This is a genomic window from Sphaerimonospora thailandensis (assembly GCF_016863115.1).
Lineage (GTDB): Bacteria > Actinomycetota > Actinomycetes > Streptosporangiales > Streptosporangiaceae > Sphaerimonospora > Sphaerimonospora cavernae.
Genome location: NZ_BOOG01000042.1, coordinates 38,601 through 60,012 on the forward strand (window position 1 = coordinate 38,601; position 21,412 = coordinate 60,012).

Annotated in this window: 19 protein-coding genes; 7 read left to right on the plus strand and 12 right to left on the minus strand. The window is 70.9% G+C overall.

The genetic code is table 11. The annotated features are described in order from the left end of the window. Positions 1-183 precede the first annotated feature (183 nt). The 7 genes from Mth01_RS21040 to Mth01_RS21070 form a co-directional block, all read right to left on the minus strand. Positions 184-1,428, minus strand: coding sequence for a multidrug effflux MFS transporter (locus Mth01_RS21040; protein WP_204017629.1), 1,245 nt, complete (start codon positions 1,426-1,428; stop codon positions 184-186). Positions 1,429-1,569: 141 nt separating this feature from the next. Then, entirely contained in the window at positions 1,570-2,538 is a 969-nt protein-coding gene (locus Mth01_RS21045) for an aldo/keto reductase (protein ID WP_204017630.1), read from the minus strand. A 31-nt stretch (positions 2,539-2,569) separates the two neighbouring features. Then, entirely contained in the window at positions 2,570-3,679 is a 1,110-nt protein-coding gene (locus Mth01_RS21050; protein WP_204017631.1) for a zinc-binding dehydrogenase, read from the minus strand. A gap of 22 nt (positions 3,680-3,701) precedes the next feature. Continuing rightward, entirely contained in the window at positions 3,702-4,574 is an 873-nt protein-coding gene (locus Mth01_RS21055) for a branched-chain amino acid ABC transporter permease (RefSeq protein ID WP_204017632.1), read from the minus strand. Between the two features lie 28 nt (positions 4,575-4,602). Continuing rightward, positions 4,603-5,766, minus strand: a complete 1,164-nt coding sequence (locus tag Mth01_RS21060) for an ABC transporter substrate-binding protein (protein ID WP_204017633.1) — start codon at positions 5,764-5,766, stop codon at positions 4,603-4,605. A gap of 56 nt (positions 5,767-5,822) precedes the next feature. Continuing rightward, positions 5,823-7,625 carry a branched-chain amino acid ABC transporter ATP-binding protein/permease gene (locus Mth01_RS21065; protein WP_204017634.1) on the minus strand — a complete coding sequence of 601 codons (1,803 nt, stop codon included), beginning with the start codon at positions 7,623-7,625 and terminating at the stop codon, positions 5,823-5,825. Then, on the minus strand, positions 7,622-8,344 hold the full coding sequence (locus Mth01_RS21070; RefSeq protein ID WP_204017635.1) for an ABC transporter ATP-binding protein: 723 nt from the start codon (positions 8,342-8,344) through the stop codon (positions 7,622-7,624). The genes Mth01_RS21065 and Mth01_RS21070 overlap by 4 nt, the downstream gene beginning before the upstream one ends. A gap of 174 nt (positions 8,345-8,518) precedes the next feature. Between Mth01_RS21070 and Mth01_RS21075 the strand changes: the two genes are divergently transcribed. The 4 genes from Mth01_RS21075 to Mth01_RS21090 are packed head-to-tail and all read left to right on the plus strand — an operon-like array spanning position 8,519 to position 13,288. Then, positions 8,519-10,033, plus strand: a complete 1,515-nt coding sequence (locus Mth01_RS21075; RefSeq protein ID WP_239089867.1) for an amidohydrolase — start codon at positions 8,519-8,521, stop codon at positions 10,031-10,033. 6 nt (positions 10,034-10,039) lie between these two features. Beyond that, positions 10,040-11,146, plus strand: coding sequence for a phosphotriesterase family protein (locus Mth01_RS21080; protein WP_204017636.1), 1,107 nt, complete (start codon positions 10,040-10,042; stop codon positions 11,144-11,146). Continuing rightward, entirely contained in the window at positions 11,143-12,213 is a 1,071-nt protein-coding gene (locus tag Mth01_RS21085; protein WP_204017637.1) for a phosphotriesterase family protein, read from the plus strand. Before Mth01_RS21080 ends, Mth01_RS21085 begins: the two co-directional genes overlap by 4 nt. 52 nt (positions 12,214-12,265) lie before the next feature. Then, the gene (locus Mth01_RS21090; protein ID WP_239089868.1) at positions 12,266-13,288 is read left to right on the plus strand and encodes an alpha/beta hydrolase; all 1,023 of its coding nucleotides are present in this window, start codon (positions 12,266-12,268) and stop codon (positions 13,286-13,288) included. Positions 13,289-13,428: 140 nt separating this feature from the next. On the opposite strand, the gene Mth01_RS21095 is transcribed toward Mth01_RS21090, so the two are convergent. Both Mth01_RS21095 and Mth01_RS21100 read right to left on the minus strand, forming a co-directional pair. After that, positions 13,429-14,415, minus strand: coding sequence for an alpha/beta hydrolase (locus tag Mth01_RS21095; protein ID WP_204017638.1), 987 nt, complete (start codon positions 14,413-14,415; stop codon positions 13,429-13,431). Positions 14,416-14,418: 3 nt separating this feature from the next. Then, complete coding sequence (locus tag Mth01_RS21100; RefSeq protein WP_204017639.1) at positions 14,419-15,408, minus strand: aldo/keto reductase; 990 nt, start codon at positions 15,406-15,408, stop codon at positions 14,419-14,421. A gap of 75 nt (positions 15,409-15,483) precedes the next feature. On the opposite strand from Mth01_RS21100, the gene Mth01_RS21105 reads away from it, so the two are divergent. Together Mth01_RS21105 and Mth01_RS21110 are read left to right on the plus strand one after the other, a co-directional pair. Then, on the plus strand, positions 15,484-16,476 hold the full coding sequence (locus Mth01_RS21105; RefSeq protein ID WP_204017640.1) for a methyltransferase: 993 nt from the start codon (positions 15,484-15,486) through the stop codon (positions 16,474-16,476). Continuing rightward, positions 16,473-17,222 carry an SDR family NAD(P)-dependent oxidoreductase gene (locus Mth01_RS21110; protein WP_204017641.1) on the plus strand — a complete coding sequence of 250 codons (750 nt, stop codon included), beginning with the start codon at positions 16,473-16,475 and terminating at the stop codon, positions 17,220-17,222. Before Mth01_RS21105 ends, Mth01_RS21110 begins: the two co-directional genes overlap by 4 nt. 97 nt (positions 17,223-17,319) lie before the next feature. On the opposite strand, the gene Mth01_RS21115 is transcribed toward Mth01_RS21110, so the two are convergent. The 3 genes from Mth01_RS21115 to hpaD form a co-directional block, all read right to left on the minus strand. After that, on the minus strand, positions 17,320-18,024 hold the full coding sequence (locus Mth01_RS21115; RefSeq protein WP_204017642.1) for a GntR family transcriptional regulator: 705 nt from the start codon (positions 18,022-18,024) through the stop codon (positions 17,320-17,322). Between the two features lie 11 nt (positions 18,025-18,035). Further along, positions 18,036-18,803 carry an alpha/beta fold hydrolase gene (locus Mth01_RS21120; protein WP_204017643.1) on the minus strand — a complete coding sequence of 256 codons (768 nt, stop codon included), beginning with the start codon at positions 18,801-18,803 and terminating at the stop codon, positions 18,036-18,038. Between the two features lie 110 nt (positions 18,804-18,913). Then, on the minus strand, positions 18,914-19,771 hold the full coding sequence (gene hpaD / locus Mth01_RS21125; protein WP_204017644.1) for a 3,4-dihydroxyphenylacetate 2,3-dioxygenase: 858 nt from the start codon (positions 19,769-19,771) through the stop codon (positions 18,914-18,916). A 201-nt stretch (positions 19,772-19,972) separates the two neighbouring features. On the opposite strand from hpaD, the gene Mth01_RS21130 reads away from it, so the two are divergent. Beyond that, positions 19,973-21,406 carry a fumarylacetoacetate hydrolase family protein gene (locus Mth01_RS21130; protein ID WP_239089869.1) on the plus strand — a complete coding sequence of 478 codons (1,434 nt, stop codon included), beginning with the start codon at positions 19,973-19,975 and terminating at the stop codon, positions 21,404-21,406. Positions 21,407-21,412: the final 6 nt, after the last annotated feature.

A 21,412-nucleotide genomic window follows, 5' to 3' on the forward strand; every position in this document is an offset into this window, starting at 1 on the left:
AGACCGGGCGACGACACCGGCGAAATGATCGAAATCGCTGGATATCGGAGGGAATCGTCTATCGTCCGCTATCGCGAGGAAGCGACGGGCACGCTGGACGAAGCGCGACCGCACACGCTCGAGGAACGACTGCGCGAGCTGAAGCTCTGTGAGGGGACCCGTTCTCCGGAGCGAGTGGACCGGTCACCGCACCACTCGCATGGCGACCAGCGCGACCAGCGCGGCGGCCGTGATCGTGAGTGTCATCGACAACGCGGTGGCCCCGCCCATGGAGACCAGCGGGGGCACCACCGCGCCGGCGAGGAACTGCAGCACGCCGAGGAAGGCCGAGGCGGTGCCCGCCCGCTCTCCGTGCGGGATCAGCGCCAGCGCGCTGGCGTTGGGCGCGACCAGTCCACCGCTGGAGACCATGAGGAACAGCCCGGACAGCAGCACGGGCAGCCCCCAGCCGGCCGCCACGCCGCCGAGGGCGATCACGCTCCCGGCCACGCAGACGACCAGGCCTGTCACCAGCATCGGGCGGGGCCCGTACCGGCCCACGAGCAGACCGTTGAGGTTGCCGGCCAGGACGATCCCCACAGAGTTCACCGCGAAGATCACGGAGAAGGCCTGCGGGCCGACCTGGTACTCGTGCTGCAGCACGAACGAGCTGAGTCCGATGTAGGTGAACAGGGTGCACGCGGCCAGCGAGAGCATCAGGCAGTAGCCGGTGAAGCTCCGGTCGCGGGCGAGCACCGCGAACTGACGCCCCGTCGCGCGTACGCCTCCGGAGTGGCGCTCGGCGGGATCGAGGGTCTCCGGCACGCCCAGCGCCGCCAGGACCAGCAGGACGCCGATGCCGGCAAGCACGACGAACAGCCCGCGCCAGTCCATGAACCGGGACAGCTGGGCCCCGGCGAGCGGCGCCGCGATCGGGGCCAGGCCACTGACGATCATGAGCATCGAGTACACCCGGGCCGCGGCGGCGCCGTCGAACAGGTCGCGGACGATCGCCCGGGCGATCACCAGCCCGGCCGCGCCGGCGAGCCCCTGGACCAGCCGAACACCGATCAGCGACCAGATGCCGGGCGCGAACGCGCACAGCAGCGAGGTCGCCGCGTAGGCCGCCACCCCGATGAGCAGCGGCTTTCGGCGGCCGACCCGGTCGCTCAGCGGGCCCGCCACGAGCTGGCCGAGCGCCAGCCCGACCAGGCACATCGACATGGTGAGCTGGGCGAGCGCGTCACCGGCGGCGAGGTCTCGCCCGAGCTGCGGCAGCACCGGGAGGTAGAGGTCCAGCGACAGCGGGCCGAACGCGGACAGGGCGCCGAGTGTGGCCAGCAGGCGCAGGCGCCGTGCCCCGGTCAGCACCGGACGCGCAACCTCTCGTGGTTGCTCGGCGCACCTCGTCCCGCTGTCGCCGCCGCTCAGGTCATCGCCCGGCTTCACCCTGTCCCCCGTTCCTCGAGTCCCCCGCCCTCGAGGTCCCCGCCCTCGAGGTCCCCACCCCTCGGGCCTCCGTTCGTCACGTTCGTCACGGAGGCCCGTCTGCTTCGCCGCATGGCCGGTGAGCATTCGCTCACCGGGCGGTCACGGCCCTTCGGGGTCGATCACGTCCTTGTCCACCCAGAACGGCTCCAGCAGCGACCTGAGGTGCTCGGCGCCGACCCGCTCCAGCAGCGCCAGCGCGCCGACGTTGTCGACCAGCTGCTCCATGCGGCTGGCGCCGAACAACACGGTGCAGGTGGCCGGGTGCGTCAGCGTGAAGGCGACGCACACCTGGGCCGGGGTGGCGTCCAGGTCTGCGGCGACCTTGGCGATCCCGGCGGCGGCCTCGACGATGCGCTCGCGCACGCCGCCGGGGTCGCGGCCGACCTCCCGGGACGGCTTGATCTTGCCGGCGAGGATGCCGCCCTCCATGATGTCGGAGGCCTCCAGCGAGACCCCCTGGGCGAACACCTCGGCGAAGGGCGCGCCGTCCGGGATCGACCGCCGGCACGGGCTGTATTTCAGCTGGGCCAGCTGCGGGCCGGGCGAACCCGCGGCCAGCGCGTGCCGCCGGATCGTCGTGATGGCGGTGGCCGACCAGTTGTTCACGCCCCAGCAGCCGATGAGTCCGTCGGCCTCCAGCTCGGCGAGGTCGCCGGCGAGCCGCTCCAGGTCCAGATCGTCGCGCCGGATGTCGCCGAGGACGGCGACGTCGGCCCGGTCGGTCCCGACGCGGAACAGCGCGCGCTCCATCTGCTCGCGCAGCGACATCTCGGGGTAGCCCTCCAGCCAGAGCTTCTCCGACAGCAGGTACTCGTCCCTGCCGACGCCGGCGGCACGGATGATCGCCGAGAACAGCACGTCGGTGAAGACCGGCGGGTGCCCGGGAAAGCCGTACACGCCGACGTCGAACAGGTTCACGCCCAGGTCGACGGCGTGGCGCACCATCGCCACGGCGTCGGCGAAGTCCATCCGGTCATAGGTGTGCCAGGACCCCAGGGACAGCACGGAGGCCTCAGGCCCGTGGGTGCCGATCCGACGCCGGGGGACGATCTTGTTATCCGCGGTCATCTGACTCCTCAATCCGCAATCGATGTGGTACTCAGGGCAGCCACGGGTGGACGACGGCCTTGACCTGCTCGAGCCGGGACATCGACTCGATCGCCGCGCTCGCCCCACCCAGCCCGACAGGCTCGCCGAACATCTCGTCCCAGTCGAAGCGCCCCTGGAAGGTGCGGAGGAACTCCACGGCCCGGTAGTAGTCGCCGACGTCGCCGTTGAGCGACCCGAGCACGGTCAGCTCCTTGCCCATGATCGTGCCCAGGGCGACCGGGTCGGGGCGCGGGCCGGTGCTGCCGCAGACGACGAACCGGCCGCCGAAAGCGGCCATGTCCACGGCCTCGCCGCCGACGCCGGGTGCGCCGGCGAAGTCGAGCACGAGATCGGCGCCGCGGCCGCCGGTGGCGTCCATCACCTGGGCGACGCGGCTCGCCGCGTCGCCGTCCAGCCCGATCGCGATGTCGGCGCCGAACCGGCGGGCCAGCTCGAGCCGGGCGTCGGGCGCGCCGATCGTGACGACGGTGCCGGCGCCGCCCAGGCTCGCCACCGCCGTGGCCACGAGTCCGAGTGCTCCGGCGCCCTGGATCGCCACGGTCGAGCCGGGGCGGATGCCGCCGGCCCGGTCGAAGGCGTGCAGCACGGTCTTGACGGCGCAGCCCGCGCTGGCCGCCCAGGTGTCCTTGACGTCGTCGGGCAGCACGACCTTCAACGCGCCGGGCGTGACGTAGGCGTGCTCGGCCAGGCCGGCCGTGGCGTACGGCCAGCGGTCCGAGCGCTGGAGGAATCCGTACCCGCGGTTGGCGCAGGCGACCGGCGCGCGCAGCACCGTGCAGCCGTAGCAGCGCCCGCAGACCGACTCCGACCAGCCGATGCGGTCGCCCACCTTGACCGGGCGGCCGAGGGCGTCGACGGTGTCGGGGCCGACAGCCTCGACGGTGCCCATCATCTCGTGGCCGAGCACCATCGGCAGCATGCCCGGCCATGACATGCCGCCGCGCCACAGATGGACGTCGGTGGCGCACAGCGTCGCGCAGCCGATCTTGACGAGTGCGGCGCCGGGCTCGCACTCGCTCGGCAGCGGCAACTCCTCCAGGGTCAGCGGCTCCCCGTGGACGCGCAGGACCGCGGCCCGGGTGACGGAAGGCAGTGACATGTACTCGTTTCTCCCGATTCTGCTATCTGCTGTGGGCGGTGTCCCACACCTCGCCGCGGCTGCGCCACCACAGCAGCACCAGCATCACGAGGAAGGGGACGACTCCGGCGTACTTCTGGATCTCGGCCACGGACCCGGCCGCGCCTTCCAGGCAGCCCATGAGCAGGCCACCGACGAGGGTCAGCGGCAGGCTGCGGAACGCACCGATCATGGCCACGGCCAGGGCCGTGGAGATGAGGTTGCCGAGCGTCGCGAAGTCGCCGCCGAGGCGCGGCGCCACCAGCACGATCACCAGGGTGGAGATGGCGCCGATGGCCACCCAGACGCCGATGGCGAGCCGGGGCGCCGGGATGCCGACGACCTGGGCGGTGGTCGGCCGCTCCGACAGCGCCTGCAGCCGCAGGCCGATGAGCGTCTTGCTGAGCAGCAGGCTCACCCCGACCGTGATCAGTACGGCGAAGCCCATCGAGACCAGCACCGCCTGGGGCACCACGACGCTGCCGACGGTGAAGGCGGGCGCGTCGAACGGCGAAGGGAAGCGGTGCGCGCCGGTGGTGTTGCTGCCGAACAGTCGCAGCCCGATCGCGATGATCGCGACGTAGACGGCGACCGTGACGGCGGCCTTGGTCCGCTCGTCATGCTGGCTGAACCAACTGACGAGCGCGGAGCCGAGCAGCGCGGACAGCGCGGCGCCGGCCGCCGCCCCGACCGGCAGCGCGAGCCACCCGGTCAGGCCGGCGTCCATCAGCGTCACCATCACGAAGGCGCCCACCGCTCCGCAGGCCGCCATCGTGAAGTTGACCACGGCGACGAGGCGGTAGGTCAGCACGACGCACAGGCCGAGCAGCGCGTACACTCCGCCGCTGGTCAGGCCGGCGACCACGGAATTCAGCATCGAGCACCTCCGGTACGGACGTCAGGGATCACTTCTTGCCCGGAACGATGAAGCCTTCGGGCAGGACCTCCCACTTGCCGCCGACGGCCTTGACGAAGCGGCTGCCCTCGATCGGGTTGTGGGCGTCGCCGGGGCCGAAGACGTAGGGGGTGCCGACCATCGGGTAGGTGATGGGCTGCATCTCCTTGAACGCCTTGGTCACCGACTCGCGGGTGATGTCACCCTTGATCGTCTTGAGGACCTCGACGAACATGTCGGCGGCCATCACGCCGCCCTGGCTGAACGCCGTCTTCTGGATCTTGTTGGCGTCGATGATCTTCGCCCAGCGGTCGTTGCCGGGCAGGGTCTCGTCGGTGTAGGGCTGCCACTCGGTGCCGGCGTAGACCTTGATGTCGGCGGGGACGACCTCGGCGTTGGCGTCGGTGTAGCTGTTGGCGGCGACGATGAAGTCGACGTCCTGCATGCCCTGGGTCTTGGCCTGGGCGGTCCACGGGCCGACCACACCGTTGTAGAGCACGGCCTGGCAGCCGGCGCTCTTGGCCTGGACCAGGTACTGCGTGGGGTCGCCCTGGCCGACCGCGGTGTTCTTCAGCGCGAGTTGCTTGCCGGTGATGCCCTCCCACTCCTTGATCGCGCTGTCGATGCCGGCGCCGGCGCCGGGCAGCGTGACGAACATCATGCAGACCTTGTCATGCCCCAGCGTCTCGGATGCGTAGTAGAGCATCGCCGTGATCAGCTTGAACGGGCCCGGGTTGACCGGGGCGATGTTCGGACTGGTGAAACAGGCGGGGTCGACGCCGACGGCGGGGATGGAGACGATGTTGTTGTTGGTGTAGGTCGCGCGGTTGAGGCCGCAGTCGACCGCGCTGGAGGAGCCGACCAGCGCCACGACGTTCTCCGACTCGATGAGGTCGATGGCGGCCTCGGTGGCCCGCTGCGGGTTCATCGCGTCGTCCTTGCTGATGAACTCGATCTTGCGGCCGTTGATGCCGCCGGCCGCGTTGACCTCGTCGAAGACCGCCTTGACCGCCTGGGGGACCTCGGGGGTCTGGAAGAGACCGGTCACGCCGTTGATCGCACCGACCTTGATCGGGCCGCTGGTGTCGCCGCCGTCGTCGGAGCAGGCGGTGGCGGCGAGGGCGAGAACCCCGGCGGCCGCGGTGGCCAGGAGGGAACGGTATGCGCGCTTCATGGGAGTTTCCTTTACTGGGGGGGAGGGAGGGGGCCGGACGGTGGTCCGGCGTGGAGTCAGGCTGTCGGTTCGGCTACGGGCTCGGCGCCGGTTTCTGCGCCGGTTTCTGTGCCGGGCACCTCGGCGGTGCCGAGGTAGGCGGCCATGACCGCCGGGTCTTCGAGGACGGCCTCGGTGGGGCCCGACGCGATGACGTGGCCGAAGTCGAGGACGGTCACCTGCGAGCACGCGGCCCGGACCAGTTCCATGTCGTGCTCCACGAGGAGGATCGACACGCCGAACCGTTCGGGCACCTGGGCGAGTCTCCTGCCGAGCAGGAGCGACTCGGCGGCCGACTGACCGGCGGCGGGCTCGTCGAGCAGGGCGACCTTGGGCCGGGCGGCGATGGCGGCGGCCACGTCCAGCAGGCGGCGGGTGCCGACATCGACGATGGAGACCGGGACCTCGCCCGGCGGGCAGCCGAAGAAGTCCAGCAGTTCGTCGGCCTCCGCCTTGGCCAGCCGCCGGCCCGCGCCGATCGTCAGGTACTCGTACTGGGTGAGCTCGGGGGCGATGACGGTGGTCTGGAAGGTGCGGCGCAGCCCGCGGCGCGCCCGGACACTGGGGGTCAGCTTGTCGATGGAGCGGCCGTCCAGCTCGACGGCGCCCTCGTAACCGGAGACGAAGCCGGTGACCGTGGCGATGAAGGTCGACTTGCCGGCGCCGTTGGGACCGATGAGCCCGACCACCGAGCCGGCGGGCACGGTCAGATCGACCGAGTCCAGGGCCACGACCCTGCCGAAGCGGACCGTCAGGTCCCGTACGGCCAGGCACGGCTCACCGGTCGCGGCCACCGGGGTCACCGCCGGGGTCACCGCCTGAGTGACTGCCGGGGCGGGGTCGGCGGGACCGGTCGCGTCCTTCACCTTGTCGAGCAGCCCTCGGGCGGCCCGCTCGCGCTTGCGGGCGCGGACCATGTCGGTCTGGCTGATTCCGCTGCGCAGGGCGAAGATCGCGAGCACGCCGAACAGCATGCCGCCGAGGTCCTGGGGCAGCTTCAGCTTGTCCATGATCGTCGCCATGATGGCGCCCATCACGCCGCCCATGATCGCGCCCTCGATGTTGTGCGGCCCGATCAGGATCGCCATCGCGAACATCGCGAGCGACTGGCCCATCGAGAAGTTGCTCGACACCACGAGCCCGAGCTGGCCGGCCAACAGGCCGCCGCCGATGCCCGCGATGAAGGCGCTGATCGCGAAGGCGGCGAGCTTGCTGCGGGCCACCGAGATGCCGTGCGCGGCGGCGGCCCGCTCCGAGTGGCGCAGCTCCAGCCAGGACATGCCCAGCCGGGTCCGGTTGAGGAGGGCCAGGCCGATCGCCAGGACGGTGAAGACGATGACCGCGAGGATGAAGTACCGCCCGTTGGTGGCGAACATCGACGGCCGCACCACGGTCTTCAGCTCGGAGGTGCCGGGGAACTGGTTGACGTTGAGCACCAGGTCGGCCGAGACGGCGAATCCGAAGGTGATGACGGCGAGGTTGACGCCGCGGATGCGCAGGGCGGGCAGGCCGATGGCCACCCCGACCGGGACGGCCGCCAGACCGCCGAGCAGCAGCCACAGCAGGAAGCCGCCGGGCGCGTCGGACAGGTTGAGCCGCATCACGACCCACGCGCCGATGGCCGCGAAGGACCACTGGCACAGCGACATCACACCGGCCCGGCCGACGATGACGCCGTAGCTCTGCATGATCACGCCGCTGACCACGGCGGTGATCGCAAGGTAGATCCAATAGGACGACAGCAGCGCCGGGACGGCGACGCAGGCCGCCACGGCGAGGCCGAGGCCGATCGCCGTCGAACGCACGTTGATCGCGCTCATCGTGTCTCGCTCTCCGTCGGTGCCTGGCCGAAATAGGCCTCGTGCAGCAGTGCGCTGTCGCCGCGCAGCTGGGAGCAGGGGCCGTCGAACACGACGCGTCCCTTCCGCAGGACGTACGCGTTCGCACCCACATCGAGCGCGAGGTGCGCGAACTGCTCGATGAGCAGCACCGCGATTCCCAGCCCGACGAGGTCGACGACCGCCCGCATCAGGCGCTGCACCACCACCGGCGCCAGGCCCAGGGACATCTCGTCGATGAGCACGACCTTGGGGTCGGCGACCAGCGCCCGGCCCACGACGAGCATCTGCTGCTCGCCGCCGGACAGATGCCCGGCCTGGAGGCCGCGGCGCTTGTCCAACTCGGGGAAGAGCCGGAAGACCGTCGCGGGGTCACCCTTGCCCGCCTGTGCGACCAGCAGGTTCTGCTCGACGGTGAGGGTACGGAACGTCGTACGGGCCTGCTCCACGTAGCCCAGGCCGGCCAGGGCACGCTTGTAGGTCGGCAGCCGCTCGATGGCCTGTCCACCCAGGCTGACCGTGCCTTTGGTCACCGGCGCCAGACCGGCGATGCCGTCCATCAGCGTGGTCTTGCCCGCGCCGTTGGCGCCGAGGACGACGGTGACCGCACCGGGGGTGACGTCGAGTGACACGTCGTGGACGACCTCGACCTCTCCCCGGTTGATGTGGACCCCCGTCAGGCTGAGGATCGGGTCTGACATCACGCGTCCCGCAAGAAGTCGTCGGCGCTGTCGCGTTCGATCATTTTCTGCGCCTCCGGATGCAGGGGCATCGGTAACCTCCGGTTGCCGGCGTGCCCTTCAGGCACTCGCAAATCGTATCTGATTCCATGTACGTTATGCGTGTCCAAACGTGGATGTCCAGAGGTGAAGAGGTTGAGGTTGCGCAACGAAACCAGGGACGACTCCCGCAGGCACCGTGACACCCCCGCGCCGGGAGACGACACCCCCGCCCCGGGAGACGCCGGCCACTCCCCGGCGGACATCGTGCTGACCGGGGGGCGGGTCCACACCATGGACGCCGCCGGCAGCGTCGCCGAGGCGATCGCGATCCGGGCGGGCCGCATCGCCCGCGTCGGCACGGCCGAAGAGGTCACGCCGCTGATCGACCGGCGGACCCGGGTCGTCCAGCTGCGCGGCGGAGCGGTGCTACCCGGCATCAACGACTCCCACCTGCACGGCGTGTGGCTCGGCACGATGTGGCCGAACCTGCTCATGGACCAGTTGGCGGGAGGCGGCGACCACCTCGGGGACCACCACGGGGACCACCACGGCGGACCGCCCCCGGCGCGTCTGGAGACGAGCGCCGACCGGCGGCGGGCGATCCTGCGCACCGCGGAGCTGCTGGCCTCGCTGGGGATCACCAGCTACACCGAGCCGGGCCTCGGCCCCGGCGAGGACGCCGGACCGAGCGGGTGCTTCGGCTCGGCCGCGCTCCGCGACTACGCCGACCTCGCGGCCGAGGGCCTGCTCACCTCGCGCGTCACCGCGCTCATGCTGTTCGGCGAACTCGACGGTCCGAGCTCGCTCGCGGGCCTGCTGGAGGGACTGCGTACGTTCATCCCGCCCGCCGACGTGCCCGGCCGCTTCCGCGTCGCCGGCGTGAAGATCTTCGCCGACGGCATCCCGCCGATGGGCACCGCCTGGACCGACGAGCCGTATGGCGACGGCACGTACGGCGGCCTGCTCATCGAAGGCGACACGGCTGAGCGGCGCGAGGCCGACCTCATCGCGATGGTCGACGCGGCGCACGCCGCCGGCCACCAGATCGGTGTGCACGCGACGGGCAGCCGGACGACGCGCACGGTCACCGACGCGCTGGCCACAGCTCTCCACAGAAACGGACAAATAACCAGTAAACACCCCGCACGACATTACGTCATCCACGGCGACCTGCTGCATCCGAGCACCCTGGCGGCGATGGCCGCGGCCGGGATCGGCCTGAACACCCAGGCCGGGATCCCGGTGGCGACGCAGGACATGCTGACCGCCGTCCTCGGCCAGGACGTACTCCCCCACGCCTGGCCGCTGCGCGACGCGCTGGCCGCCGGGGTCCCGCTCTGCCTGAGCTCGGACGCGCCCGTGCTCACCCCGGACTGGCGGGCCGGGGTCGCGGCGGCGGTGACCCGGCGGGGTCTGGACGGCCGGGTGCGCGGCGAGGCGCAGCGGCTGACGGTGACGCAGGCCCTGCGGGCGTACACGATCACGCCGGCCTGGCAGGACGGCGACGAGGCGTGGAAGGGGTCGCTGGAGCCGGGCAAGGTCGCGGACCTGTGTGTGCTGGAGGCCGACCCACTGGAGACGGAGCCGTCGGCGCTCCCCGAGGTCCCGGTGCGGCTGACCATGATGGACGGCCAGATCGTCTACGAGAACCAGACAAATCTTATATGATGTCCTATGCGCTATAATGATCAGACGTCGGACCCCGAGGCGGTCGCGGGGGCCCTACGCGAACGGATCGTCACGGTCAGGGGTGACATCGCACCGGACCTGCTCGGGGCGGTGCTTCCGCACGAGCATCTCCTCAGCGACTTCACGCCGCCCGGCGAAACCCCCGGGGATCGGTCCGCGAGCGGTCTCCGCATCTACCGCGCACCGCTCACGATGGAGCTGCTCGGCGAGGTCGCCATGGGCGCTCCCAACAGGGACGACCGGCTGCTCGGTGACGGGGAACTCGCCGCGGACGAGGCCGCCTCGTTCAAACACGCCGGAGGCGGCACGCTGGTGGACGTCACGTCCATCGGGCTCGGCCGCGATCCGGCCGGTCTGCGCCGGATCGCCGAGACGACCGGCCTCAACGTCGTCATGGGCTCGGGGTGGTACCACCCGGCGTGGGCCGGAGGACTCGCCGGCCGCGACGTCGGCAGCCTCACCGAAGAGATCGTCCGGGACCTCACCGAGGGGGTGGACGGGGTGCGCGCGGGCATCATCGGCGAGATCGCGCCGCTCGATCCGCGAGAGCCCGCCGAGCGCGCGATCCTCGTCGCGGCGGCACGGGCGTCGGCGGCCACGGGCGCCCCGATCTGTCTTGACCGCTGCGCGGACCCCGTCACACAGCGGCTGGCGCTCGATCTGCTGGCCGAGGAGGGCGCCGACCTCACCCGCGTCGCCGTCGGGCACTGCGACGCGCTCTCCCCGCGTCCCGACGAGCTCGAACCGCTCCTCGATCGCGGCGTGTTCGTACAGTTCGACCGGCTCGGCCGGCTGCCCTCGGTGCGCAGCGTGTCCGACGACCAGGACGTGGCCGCGGCCGTAATCGAGCTCGCCCGCCGGGGCCACGCCGAGCGGATCCTCCTGTCGCACGACGTCTCCGCCAAGTCACAGCTGCTCGCCTACGGCGGCGGCGGCTATGGCTTCGTCCTTCAGCAGTTCGTGCCGTACCTGAAGATGCTCGGCGCGGACGACGCCCTCCTCGAGACCATCACCGTGCGGAACCCGAAACGGCTCCTCACCACCGCCACCCCCGGCCGGAAGCCGTACCCGACTCCGAAGGCAGACTCGTGAGCCGCTATCCCTTCGAGATTCCGAACATCGCCGGCAGGGCTCTCACCGTCGCGGGCCCCGTGGACCCCTCGACGCTCGGGGAGACGCTCATGCACGAGCACGTCTTCGTCGACCTGAGGCGACCGCCGCGGTTTCACCGGCCGGGCGAGGACTCCCCCGCCGCCGCCGAGCCGCTTACGCTCGCCAACCTCGCACGGGTACGCCACGGGAGCCCGAACGCCGACAACGACGTGATGGGCGACTTCGACGAGATGCTGTCGGAGGTGCTCGCCTTCGCCCACGCCGGAGGGCGCACGATGGTCGAGGTCTCCCCCATCGGCCTGGGCAGAGATCCCGAGGCGCTCCTGCGGCTTTCCCTCGCGAGCGGGCTCAACATCGTCATGGGCGGAGGCTGGTACACCGCGGCCTTCCACCCGGCCGACATGGACGAGCGCGGCGTCGACGAGCTGGCCGACGTCATCGTGCGGGACATCGCGGTCGGGGCCGAGGGAACCGGCATTCGCTCGGGCGTCATCGGGGAGGTCGGCGCGGAGTCGGCGCCGCTGACCGACAACGAGCTCAAGAGCGTACGCGCGAGCGGCCGCGCGAGCAGGATCACCGGCGCTCCGATCACCTTCCATGTCGGCGGCGTCGGCGAGGAGAAGTTCCGGGTCCTCGACATCCTCGAGGAGGAGGGCGTCTCCCCGTCGAACGTCGTCTTCGGGCATGCCACGGACGTCCTGATGGACCCGTCGTTCGCCGATCGTCTCCTCTCGCGCGGGGTCTTCGTGGAGTTCGACTTCCTGGCCTCACCCGGCAGCCCGTGGGGCCACCTCTTCCTCATGAGCGATCACAAGGTCGTCCGCGGCATCGCGGAACTGGTCGAACGGGGTTACGCCCGCCAGATCGTGCTGGGCCACGACGTGTGCCAGAAGATCCAGCTCAAGAGGTACGGCGGCAAGGGATACGACTACATCCCGCATCACTTCCTGCCCGCCCTGCGCCGACTCGGTGTGAGCGAGGAGGCCATCCACATGATCATGGTCGAGAACCCGGCCCGCGCGCTCGCCTTCGCCCAGCCACAGTAATGCCGACGCGGTGATCAGGACCGCGTGACCACCAGTTCAATGAGGGAAAACCATGACAGCCACCCCGGACTCCATCAATGAGACCCCCGTCAACGAGACCCCCGTCAACGCGGTCCCCTTCGACCCGGCGCTGAACGAGGTGCTGGAGCGAATGCCCCGGACGGCCGGGCCCGCGCCGTCCCTGGAGAGCATCCCGGCGATGCGCGAGGCCGGCCGGGCCATGTTCATGCCGTCGGTCGCCGAAGTCATCGGCACACGGGAGATCGACGCCGAGGAGCGCACGATTCCCGGGCCGGACGGCGCCCCCGATCTTGAGATCACCGTGCTGCGTCCCCGCGGACTGAGCGCTCCCGTCCCGGGGCTCTACAACATCCACGGCGGCGGCATGATCAGCGGTCACCGCTATATGGACACCGCGCGCCTCGCCGACCTCGTCGCGGAGCTCGGCGTGGTCGCCGTCAACGTCGAGTACCGCCTCGCCCCCGAGAACCCCGATCCGGCCCCGGTGGAGGACTGCTACGCCGGTCTGACGTGGATGTCGCGGAACGCCGCCGAGCTCGGCGTCGACCCCGGGCGCATCGTCGTCATGGGCGGCAGCGCGGGGGGCGGTCTGTCGGCCGGGGTGGCCCTGCTGGCCCGCGACCGCAAGGGGCCGCACCTGGCCGGGCAACTGCTGCTGTGCCCGATGCTCGACGACACCAACACGACCGTCTCAAGTCACCAGTACGACGGCATCGGCACCTGGCCGCGCGCGATGAACCTGCTGGGGTGGCGCGCACTGCTCGGCGAGCAGGCCGGGGACCCGGCGGCCGACGTGTCGATCTATGCGGCGCCCGCGCGGGCGACTGACCTGTCCGGGCTGCCGCCCGCGTTCATCGAGGCGGGCAGCGCCGAGATGTTCCGCGACGAGGACGTGGCGTACGCGACCCGGATCTGGGCGGCGGGCGGACAGGCCGAGCTGCACATCTGGAGCGGAGGTTTCCACGGCTTCGACGTCTTCGCCCCCGATCACGAGCTGACCCGGGCCGCCCTCGCCGCCCGCCTGTCGTGGCTGCGCCGTACCCTCCAAGCCTGACCCCCGCCAAGGCCCCCCGCGTGATCTTGAAGAAACTCGCACACTGCGTGGCTGAGCAGGGCGAACACCATTCGTGATCTTACAGTGCGAGATCACGAATGGTGTGCAAGATCACGGCGGGGGATGGAGGGGTGGGTGGATCAGCGGATGGGGGAAATGGCGAGGATTCGCCGGAGCCAGGAGAGCTTGGCGTCCGCGGCCGCGCGGGAGACCCGGGCACCGGGCGCACTACCGGAGAACCCGTGGTATCCGCCCGCCCACACGTGGAGCTCCGCCTGGCCGCCGGTCGCCCAGACCCGGCCGGCGAACTCGACCGCCTCGTCGCGGAACACCTCGGCCGCCCCGACCTCGACATAGACCGGCGGCAGGCCGGACAGGTCCGCGGCACGCGCCGGAACCTCATGTGGCAGCACGTCGCCGGTGCCCCTTCGGTCGCCCAGCAGCGCGTCCCAGCCGGTGTCGTTGTTGTTGCGGTCCCACGCGCCGATGCCGTCGTACTGGCGGCTGGAGACGGTCGTGTTGCGGTCGTCGATCATGGGGGCTCCCATGTAGAGGCCGGCGGCGGCCGGGCCCCTCCGGTCGCGCGCCATGATGCCGACGGCCGCCGTGAGTCCCCCGCCCGCGCTGAAGCCGGAGACGAGCAGGCGCCGGGGGTCGAACCCGAGCTCCCGCGCGTGCTCCGCCATCCAGACGAAGCCCGCGTAGCAGTCCTCGGCCGCCGCCGGTGCGGGGTTCTCCGGGGCGAGGCGGTATTCGACGCTCACGCCCACGGTCCCGTACTCGAGCGCTGACTGGATCAGGCCCTCGATGCCGAAGAAGCGGGTGCCGAGGATCATGCCGCCGCCGTGGATCTCGTAGATGCCCGCGGCGCCGGGCCGCGGCCCGCCCTTGGGGCGTACGACGGTGACGGTCACGTCGGGGGCGCCCTCGGGACCCGGGACGTCGACGTCCCACCACTCGACGGCTCGGTCACCGACGATCTCCGCCATGGGCGGGGTGATCGCCGCGAAGATCTCGCGGTTGCGGATGATGGTGTCCGCACGCAGCGGCACGGTCTCGACCATGGCGAGGAACGCCGCCAGGCCTTCCTCGAGTTCGGGATCGTAGGGAACGGGAATGTACGACATGGTCTAGTCAGTCCCCCATGACGCTTCGGGCCGCACCACGTCGCGGTCGATCCACAGGTCGGCGACCGCCTCGCGCAGTTCGTCGCCGTGCCGCGCCAGCAGGTCGAGCGCGCCCAGGTTGTCGTCGAACTGGCTCATCCGGCTGGCCCCGAACAGCACGTTGCCCACGGCACGATGGGTGAGGCAGTAGGCGATGGCCAGCTGGGCGGGCGTCGCGCCGAACCGCTCGGCGGCCCTCTCCACCGCGGGGTAGGCCGCCCGGATGCGCTCGCGGATCCCGCCCGGGTCGGCGCCGATCTTGCGCTCGGGGTTCAGTTTGCCCGCGAGGATGCCGCCCTCGAAGACGTCGGAGGCCTGCAGCCCCAGCCCCGCCTCGTCGAACAGGCGCCCGTACGGCTCACCCTCGGGCACCGAGCGTCGCGCCAGGCTGTATTTGAGCTGGGCGAACGAGGGCGGCGTCATTCCCTCGGCGAGCGCGAAGTCACGCGCCAGCCACAGGTCGGCGGCCGACCAGTTGTTCACCCCCCAGGCGTCGAACCGGCCGGCCCGCACCAGTTCGGAGGCGTCGGTCACCACCGACCTGATGTCGAGCTCGCCGAAGAAGTCGCCGGCCACGACGAAGTCGGCGCGGTCGGTGCCGATTCGCTCCAGCGAGACCTCGATCTGCTCGGCGAAGGAGACCTTGGGGTAGTCCCACAGCCAGAGCTTGCCGCACAGCAGGTAGTCTTCCCGGCGAAGGCCGGCCTCCCGTACGACCTTGCCGAAGATGATGTCGGTCACCGCGTTCTCGGCATGCGGGCCGAAGTTGTAGTGGGCGACGTCGAAGAGGTTGACGCCGCGGCCGACGGCGACACGGACCAGTTCGACCGCGTCGTCCGTCTCCATGCGATCCCATGTGTTCCACGAGCCGAGACCGAAGACCGGGACTTCGGGTCCCGCCGCGCCGAGCCTGCGCCGAGGCACCTGGGGTTCGTTCCCCTGATCTGTGGTCATTGAACCTCCTTCTAGCCACCTGCAACGCAAATCGTATATCATCTCCCATACTGTTTTGGTATCCAAGGAGTGCACATGTCGTCTCATCCGGATAGTTCCGGCCCCGAGCGCATCCTCGCCGTCGCCACCGGTTACATGGCGGCCAAGCAACTGTTCGCCGCGAGCGAGAACGGCCTGTTCGCCGCGCTGGCGCAGGGCCCGGCCGGCGTCGCCGACCTGGCCGCCCGCACCGGGCTCCCCGAGCGCACCGCCCGCATCCTCGCCGACGCGATGTCCGGCCTCGGCCTGCTGACCCGGACCGACGGGGTGTACGCCAACTCCCCCACGGTCGCGCGTTATCTCGCCGGCTCCGGCGACGACGTCGACCTGCGCCCGTTCCTGGCCTTCCTCGACGCCATCAGCTACCCACACTGGCTGGCGTTCGGCGAGACCGCGCGCACCGCCAAGCCCGGCGACCTCGACCTCGGCGGCGACCGGATGGGCGTGTTCATGAACGGAGTCATGACCTACAACGCCCTACACGCCAAGATGCTCGCCGAGAACTACGACTTCTCCCGGCACCAGCGGGCCCTGGACCTCGGCGGGCTGTCCGCCGCCTTCCTCACCGAGGCGATGACCGCGGCCCCCGGCCTGCAGGGCACGTTCTTCACCGGCGAGTTCATGATCGAGGGCGCGAAGAGCGCGATCGAGGCCGCCGGCCTGTCCGACCGCTTCGAGGTCGTGGCGGGCGACCCGGTCACCGACGAAACCCCCACCGGCTTCGACCTCGTCCTGCTCGAGCACGTGGCGCACCGCTACGACGCCGAGCAGAACCGGCGCATCATCGAGCGCGCCCGCACCGCCGCCGCACCCGGCGCCACGCTCATCCTGCTCGACTTCTTCCTCGACTCCGACGAAGAGCAGCGGACCATCGACGCGCTGCACGCCGCCGAGTACCTCGTGATCGACGGGACCGTCGTCTACCCCGAGGACGAGGTGCGTGGCTGGCTGCGCGACGCCGGCTGGGAGCCCGTCGAGACCCGTGCGCTGCCGGGCAGCCCGCGCGTCATCATCGCGGAGGCCCGATGAGCACGGCGGAGACCGGCGGCCGGGTCGTCCTGGTCACCGGCGGCGCGAGCGGGATCGGCCGCGCCGTCGCGCAGGCCTTCGCCGAGGCCGGCGACCGGGTCGCGATCGCGGACGTCGACGAGGCGGCGGCGGGCAGGGCCGCGGCCGAGCTGGGCGTGCTGGCGGTGACCGTCGACATCACCGACGCCGAGTCCGTCGCGGCCGGCCTGGCGCGGGTGGCCGATGAGCTGGGGCCGGTCGAGGTCCTGGTCAACAACGCGGGGATCGTCGCCGGCGGCGGCCCGCTCGTGTCGCTGCCCGTCGAGGTCTTCGACCGGGTCCTGGCCGTGAACGTGCGCGGCACCTTCCTCGTCACGCGGGCCGCGGCCGCTCAGATGATCGAGGCCGGCCGGGGCGGCTGCGTCGTCAACATCAGCTCGATCGGCGCCCGCCAGCCCACCCCGGGCCTGGGGCACTACGAGGCGACGAAGGCGGCGGTCGACGCGCTCACCCGCACCGGCGCCATCGAGCTCGCGGGGCACGGCATCCGGGTGAACGGTGTGGCGCCCGGCCCGGTGCACACGCCGATGACCGCCGGGCTGATGGACGATCCGCAGGCGCGCGGCGCGTGGGAGGCCCGCATCCCGCTGGGCCGGATCGCCGTCCCCGGCGACCTCACCCCGCTGGTGATGTTCCTCGCCTCCCCGCAGGCGGGCCACATCACCGGCACCGTCGTCCAGGTGGACGGCGGGCAGCTTCTCACCTGACGGCTCGGCGGACGCCGGCGGCAGACGACACCGGACAACGGAACCGCCCCCTTCGTACGGATGATCCGTACGAAGGGGGCGGTTCCGCGTTGGAAGGTCAGGCGGACAGCGAGGAGGAGGTGTGCGAGGCGGCGGAGGTGTGGGCGTCGTGCAGCGCGTCGGCGGTCGCGACCTTGTGCGCGCAGGCCACGCGCTCGATCTCGCCGGCGTCGGCGCCGGCCTCGATGAGATCCAGCATGAGGTCGTGCTCCTCGACCGAGCGGCGGGCGCGGCCGGGCACGTAGCTGAACGACGAGCGCCGCATGTGGTCCAGCCTGGCCCATTCCGAGCTCAGCAGCGAGCTCAGATGGTCGTCGGGGCAGTGCTGGTAGATGGAGAAGTGGAAGTCCCGGTTGAGCGCGGTGAACGATGTGGGGTCGAACTGGTCGAGTGCCTCGATCATGCGCTTGTTGATCGCACGTGAGACCGAGATGTGCTCCGCCGTCATGATCGGAGCGGAGATCGCCGTCGCGTACCCTTCCAGCCGCGCCAGGACCTGCAGCGTGTGCTCCACCTGATGGGCGTCGAACACCGCGACCCGTGCCCCTATGTTGCGCACCACCTCGACGAGGCCGTCGGACTGCAGGCGGCGCAGCGCCTCGCGCAGCGGGATCGTGCTGACCCCGATCTCCCTGGCGAGCTGGTCCATCACCAGACGGTAGCCCGGGCCGTAGGTGCCGTCGAGGATCCGTGAGCGCAGCAGTTCATAGCTGATCTCGGCCTTGGACGCCTTGTCGCGCGTGGTCCTCTTCGCGGAACTCACCCGAAGTCCCCTCACTCTCGGCCTGTTAGGGCCTTGACGACGGCCGTGCGGAACTCGGCGCTCGCCAGGACCTGGAAGTGATCGCCGGGAACCGTGACCGGGTCCGCCGCGCCGGCGAGTCCGACGATACGCTCAATTCCGCGGACCATCATGTCGTCCTGCCCGACAATGAACACGGGCGGGGTCCGACCGGCCCAGCCGGTCGGCTCGAACGGCGTGCTCCGCAGCCCCTCGACGCAGGTGACCAGTCCGGCGGCCCGGTCGCCCTGTGCGCCGAGCATCCCGGCGAACATCGCGGTGAACGGGTCGGCCGGTTCGGGACCGCCGCCGACCGCCGCGCGCAGCGCCTCGATGTCCACCGCGGCGAACGGCTCGGCCGGGCTGAGCCCGCCGAGCACGGCCCGGCGCACCCGCCCGGGAGCGGCCTCGGGCAGCTCCCAGGCGAGCCGCGCGCCCAGCGAGTAGCCCACCACGTCGAAAGCCCCGCCGGACGTCCCGCCCGGTGTCCCGGCGAGCGCGCCGTCGAGTGCGGCGAGCAGCGCCACGGCGATCGCACCGGCCCCGGCCTCGGCGGCGGCCGCCGGGGCGGGACTGTCCCCGTGGCCGGGCAGATCGGCCACGACGACAGTCCGCCCGGCGTCGGTCAGCGCGGCGACCGTACCGGTCTCGACCCAGTCGCGGCGCCCGTCGGAGCACAGGCCGTGGATCAGGAGCACGGGCGGCAGGCCCTCATCGGGCCGGTCGGGGGTGTAGGTCTGGACGGCCAGGGGGATCGCCATGGGTGAGCACCTCTTCATAGCAGGTTTCACATACGATTTGTGATCCTACTGCACGGGTACCCTCTTCAGAGAGCCCGGGAGCCCTCACCCGTCGACTTCATTCGGTGACTTCACTCGGCGAAGGCGGGCACGGGGAAGTCGACGACGACCTGGCCGGTGCCGGTGCTGCCGAAGTAGGGACACAGCAGCTCGCCCTTGCCGGTGTAGCCTTCCCAGCCGAGCAGGCCGAAGAGCATGGCCGTGTCGGCCATCGCACCCTCGCCCGCGCACCGCGCGTTGTAGTCCGGGAGCATCGCGAGGAACTCCCCGAACCTGCCCTCCTTCCACATCTCGAGGACCGCCAGGTCGACCGTCCGGTTGATCTCGCTGCTCACGTCGTCGAGCATGGTCTCGGCGATCGCGTTGGGCGGGAAGGCGTGCGACAGGGACCCGCTGGCCAGGAAGGCCACCTTGCGGTCGCTGCGCCGTACGGCACGCAGCAGGGCCTCGCCGATCCGGCGGTTCTCGTCGATCGTCGAGTACATGTTGCAGCCGATCGGCAGCACCCGGATCGAGGAGTCGCCGTTCATGAAGTACATCGGGACCAGCGTGGCGTACTCCAGGCCCAGATCCTTGTAGGTGTGCACGCGCGCCTTCTGCCCGCCGGCGACGATCTCCTCGCGGACCAGCTCGGCGAGCTCGGCATCCCCCTGGTAGTCGTACTCCAGGTCGTGGATGAAGTGCGGCAGCTCGTGGCTCGTGTAGGTGCCGTGGTGCCGTTCTCTGCCGTTGAGGTGGAAGCCGATGCTGTTGAGCCAGTGGCTGTCGGCGACGAGGAAGGTGTCGGCGCCGCGCTCGCGGGCGCGCCTGCCGACCTCCTTGAGCGCCTCCTCCGCGGGGCGGCGGATGCCGTAGTGCTTACCCGGCTGGATGGACAGCCAGATCGACGGCACATGCGTGATCTTGGCGGCCAGAACGATCTCTCCCATGACGCATCCTCCCAAGGTTCGTGGATTGGGACAATTAGTACACCGGTGAGGAGTCGCTTGTCTCTGCTTCACCTGGGTGGCCCCTGACACAGGGCGCCGACCCGGTCAAATCATGTACGAATCCAGATATCTTTGTCTATAGTGCTCGTCCCTCTGATCGGCTATCATGCATGAAGTCGTATACGATTTGGAGGAGGGATGATGTTGGACCACCCACTCGGGCTGGCCCCAGGGAAGATCATCGCGGTGCATCTCAACTACCGCAGCCGTGCCGCAGAGCGCGGGCGGACCCCGGCGGTCCCCTCCTACTTCCTCAAGCCGTCCTCGTCGCTGTCCTGGTCGGGCCGGCCGGTCGTCCGGCCCGACGGCTGCGATCTGCTGGCCTTCGAGGGCGAGATCGCCCTCGTCATCGGCGAGCGGGCGCACCGCGTTCCGGTCGAACGCGCGCTGGAGCACGTCGCGGGATACACGGCCGCCAACGACTTCGGCGTCTACGACCTCAAGCACGCCGATCTGGGATCCAACCTCCGGGCCAAGGGCCAGGACGGCTACACTCCCGTCGGCCCGGCGATCCTCACCGACGTCGACCCCGCGAAACTGCGGCTGCGCACGTACGTGAACGGGCAGCTCGTCCAGGACGCCGGCACCGACGAACTGCTGTTCGGCTTCGACCTGCTCATCGCCGACCTGTCCCGCCTGATGACGCTCGAGCCCGGCGACATCATCCTCACCGGCACCCCCACGGGGTCCACGGTCGTAGGGCCCGGCGACGTTGTGGAGGTCGAGCTGGAAGGGGCGGGACGGCTGCGCAACGAGATCGTGGCCGATCCCGGCGAACTCGCCGCCTACGGCGTACAGCCCAAGGTGAGCGAGGAGACCAGGGCCGCCGCGTACGGCACGGCCCACGGCCCTGCTGCCGACTCCGGGCGGCCGCCGCACCCGCTGGACGAGCAGACCGTCACGGCGCTGCGCTCGGTCTCGACGGCGACGCTGTCGTCGCAGCTGCGCAAGCGCGGCATCGACCACCACTTCATCGAAGGAGTCCGCCCCGCCCGGCCCGACCTGCGCATGGTCGGCGTGGCGCGGACCCTGCGCTACCTCCCGCTGCGCGAGGACGTGTTCGCCGAGATCGGTGGCGGGATGAACGCGCAGAAGCGCACGGTCGAGGAGATCCGTCCCGGTGAGATCCTCGTGATCGAGGCGCGCGGCGAGCACGGCGCCGGGACCATCGGCGACATCCTCGCCCTGCGCGCGCTGCGGCGGGGCGCGGCCGGCGTCATCACCGACGGCGGGCTGCGCGACAGCCCGTCGTTCTCCGGTCTCGACCTGCCCGTCTACTTCGGCGCGCCGCACGCGGCCGTGCTCGGCCGCCGCCACGTCCCGATGGACTCCCAGGTGCCGGTGGCCTGCGGCGGCGTTCTCGTCATGCCGGGCGACGTGCTGGTCGGTGACGCCGAGGGCGTGGTCGTCATCCCGCCGGGCCTGGCCGCCGAGGTCGCTCGCGACGCCGCCCGGCAGGAGGACGAGGAGCGCTTCATCTACGAGCGGGTGAACGAGGGCGCGTCGATCGACGGGCTCTACCCGATGAACAAGGCCTGGCGGGAGACCTACGAGTCGCGGCGAGACGCCCGATGACCTCCC